Origin of the sequence: Thermoactinomyces sp. CICC 23799 (assembly GCF_016055145.1) — a bacterium.
Lineage (GTDB): Bacteria > Bacillota > Bacilli > Thermoactinomycetales > Thermoactinomycetaceae > Thermoactinomyces > Thermoactinomyces intermedius.
This window is the reverse complement of the sequence record NZ_JAECVV010000018.1, coordinates 1-3,165: the sequence shown is the minus strand read 5'-3', so window position 1 is coordinate 3,165 and position 3,165 is coordinate 1. Positions and strand designations below refer to the sequence as shown.

Here is a 3,165-nt window from a genome sequence, read left to right as displayed (position 1 = left end):
TGCCTGGCAACGACCTACTCTCCCAGGGGTCATCCCCAAGTACCATCGGCGCTGGAGGGCTTAACTTCCGTGTTCGGGATGGGAACGGGTGGATCCCCTCCGCTATGGTCACCAGACAAAGGTGTCATGGACACACCCTGAAAATGAGGATGGAAGAAGCAATGCAATCATGAGAAGTAGTAGGGAAAGCCCTCGACCGATTCGTATCCGTCAGCTGAACACATTGCTGTGCTTACACCCCGGACCGATCTACCTTGTCATCTGCAAGGGGTCTTACTTCCACGAGGGAATGGGAAATCTCATCTTGAGGGGGGCTTCGCGCTTAGATGCTTTCAGCGCTTATCCCTTCCGCACTTGGCTACCCAGCGGTGCTCCTGGCGGAACAACTGGTACACCAGAGGTGCGTCCATCCCGGTCCTCTCGTACTAAGGACAGCTCCTCTCAAATTTCCTGCGCCCGCGACAGATAGGGACCGAACTGTCTCACGACGTTCTGAACCCAGCTCGCGTACCGCTTTAATGGGCGAACAGCCCAACCCTTGGGACCTACTTCAGCCCCAGGATGCGATGAGCCGACATCGAGGTGCCAAACCTCCCCGTCGATGTGGACTCTTGGGGGAGATAAGCCTGTTATCCCCGGGGTAGCTTTTATCCGTTGAGCGATGGCCCATCCACACGGAACCACCGGATCACTAAGTCCGACTTTCGTCCCTGCTCGACTTGTAGGTCTCGCAGTCAAGCTCCCTTCTGCCTTTGCACTCTGAGGGCGCGATTTCCAACCGCGCTGAGGGAACCTTGGAGCGCCTCCGTTACCTTTTAGGAGGCGACCGCCCCAGTCAAACTGCCCACCTGACACGGTCCTCCCGCCGGATGACGGCGGCGAGTTAGAACCCCGATACGGCCAGAGTGGTATCCCACCGGCGTCTCCACCGAAGCTGGCGCTCCGGCTTCGCAGACTCCCACCTATCCTGTACAAGCCGTACCCGGATTCAATATCAGGCTGCAGTAAAGCTCCACGGGGTCTTTCCGTCTTGTCGCGGGTAACCAGCATCTTCACTGGTAGTACAATTTCACCGGGTCTCTCGTTGAGACAGTGCCCAGATCGTTACGCCTTTCGTGCGGGTCGGAACTTACCCGACAAGGAATTTCGCTACCTTAGGACCGTTATAGTTACGGCCGCCGTTTACTGGGGCTTCGGTTCAGAGCTTCGCGCGAGCTAACTCTTCCCCTTAACCTTCCAGCACCGGGCAGGCGTCAGCCCCTATACTTCGCCTTGCGGCTTTGCAGAGACCTGTGTTTTTGCTAAACAGTCGCCTGGGCCTCTTCACTGCGGCCCCCTCGGGCCCGAAGACCCTAACGGGGCACCCCTTCTCCCGAAGTTACGGGGTCATTTTGCCGAGTTCCTTAACGAGAGTTCTCCCGAGCACCTTAGGATTCTCTCCTCGCCTACCTGTGTCGGTTTGCGGTACGGGCACCTTGTTCCTCCTTAGAGGCTTTTCTTGGCAGTGTGAGATCAAGAACTTCGGTACTGAAACTTCCCTCGCCATCACAGCCTGGCCTTAAAGAAGAGACGGATTTGCCTGTCTCTTCAGCCTCACTGCTTGGACGCGCACAACCAGTCGCGCGATTCTCTACCCTCCTGCGTCCCCCCGTCGTCAACGGAACAAGGTGGTACAGGAATCTCAACCTGTTGTCCATCGCCTACGCCTTTCGGCCTCGGCTTAGGTCCCGACTAACCCTGAGCGGACGAACCTTCCTCAGGAAACCTTAGGCTTTCGGTGGAAGGGATTCTCACCCTTCTTTTCGCTACTCATACCGGCATTCTCACTTCCAAACGCTCCACCACTTCTCACGAAGCAGCTTCGCTGCTGTTTGGAACGCTCCCCTACCATGTCCGAAGGACATCCGCAGCTTCGGTGAACCGTTTAGCCCCGTTACATTTTCGGCGCAGAGTCACTTGACCAGTGAGCTATTACGCACTCTTTGAATGATGGCTGCTTCTAAGCCAACATCCTGGTTGTCTGGGCAACTCCACATCCTTTGCCACTTAACGGTTACTTTGGGACCTTAGCTGGCGGTCTGGGCTGTTTCCCTCTCGACCACGGATCTTAGCACTCGTAGTCTGACTCCCGGAGGACGAGTCTGTGGCATTCGGAGTTTAACTGAGTTCGGTAACCCTGTGGGGGCCCCTAGCCCAATCAGTGCTCTACCTCCACGACTCCTCTCCGAGGCTAGCCCTAAAGCTATTTCGGGGAGAACCAGCTATCTCCGGGTTCGATTGGCATTTCACCCCTACCCACACCTCATCCTATGGTTTTTCAACACCAACAGGTTCGGGCCTCCATTCCGTGTTACCGGAACTTCACCCTGGACATGGGTAGATCACCCGGTTTCGGGTCGACGGCCACGTACTCATTCGCCCTGTTCAGACTCGCTTTCGCTGCGGCTCCGGCTTCTCACCTTAACCTCGCACGGGACCGTCACTCGCCGGTTCATTCTACAAAAGGCACGCCGTCATCCCTTTAAAAGGACTCCGACTGATTGTAAGCACACGGTTTCAGGTTCTCTTTCACTCCCCTCCCGGGGTGCTTTTCACCTTTCCCTCACGGTACTGGTTCACTATCGGTCGCCAGGGAGTATTTAGCCTTGGGAGGTGGTCCTCCCTGCTTCCCACGGGGTTTCACGTGTCCCGCGGTACTCAGGATCCGTCTCGGAGGGTGACCGATTTCGATTACAGGGCTGTTACCTTCTTTGGCGGGTCTTTCCAGAACCACTTCATCTATCCGTCACCTTTGTGACTCCATATGAGACGTCCTACAACCCCGGTTGGCAAAGCCAACCGGTTTGGGCTGTTCCCGTTTCGCTCGCCGCTACTCAGGGAATCGCGTTTGCTTTCTCTTCCTCAGGGTACTAAGATGTTTCAGTTCCCCTGGTGTGCCCCCGTCCATCCTATGGATTCAGATGGCGGTGCCAGCTCTTCAAGCTGGCGGGTTCCCCCATTCGGACATCCCCGGATCAACGCTCACTTACAGCTCCCCGAGGCATATCGGTGTTCGTCCCGTCCTTCATCGGCTCCTGGCGCCAAGGCATCCACCGTGTGCCCTTAGTAGCTTACCCTACTGGCTCTCTTGGAGATTACTTCTCCCGGTGATTGCAACTTGACAAG

At 56.4% G+C, this 3,165-nt stretch carries 2 rRNA genes; both read right to left on the bottom strand.

Going from position 1 to position 3,165, the window contains the following annotated elements:
- Position 1 precedes the first annotated feature (1 nt).
- A 5S ribosomal RNA gene (rrf, locus tag I8U21_RS14680) occupies positions 2-116 on the bottom strand.
- Positions 117-180: 64 nt separating this feature from the next.
- Positions 181-3,116: ribosomal RNA gene (locus I8U21_RS14675) — 23S ribosomal RNA — on the bottom strand.
- Between the last annotated feature and the right edge of the window lie 49 nt (positions 3,117-3,165).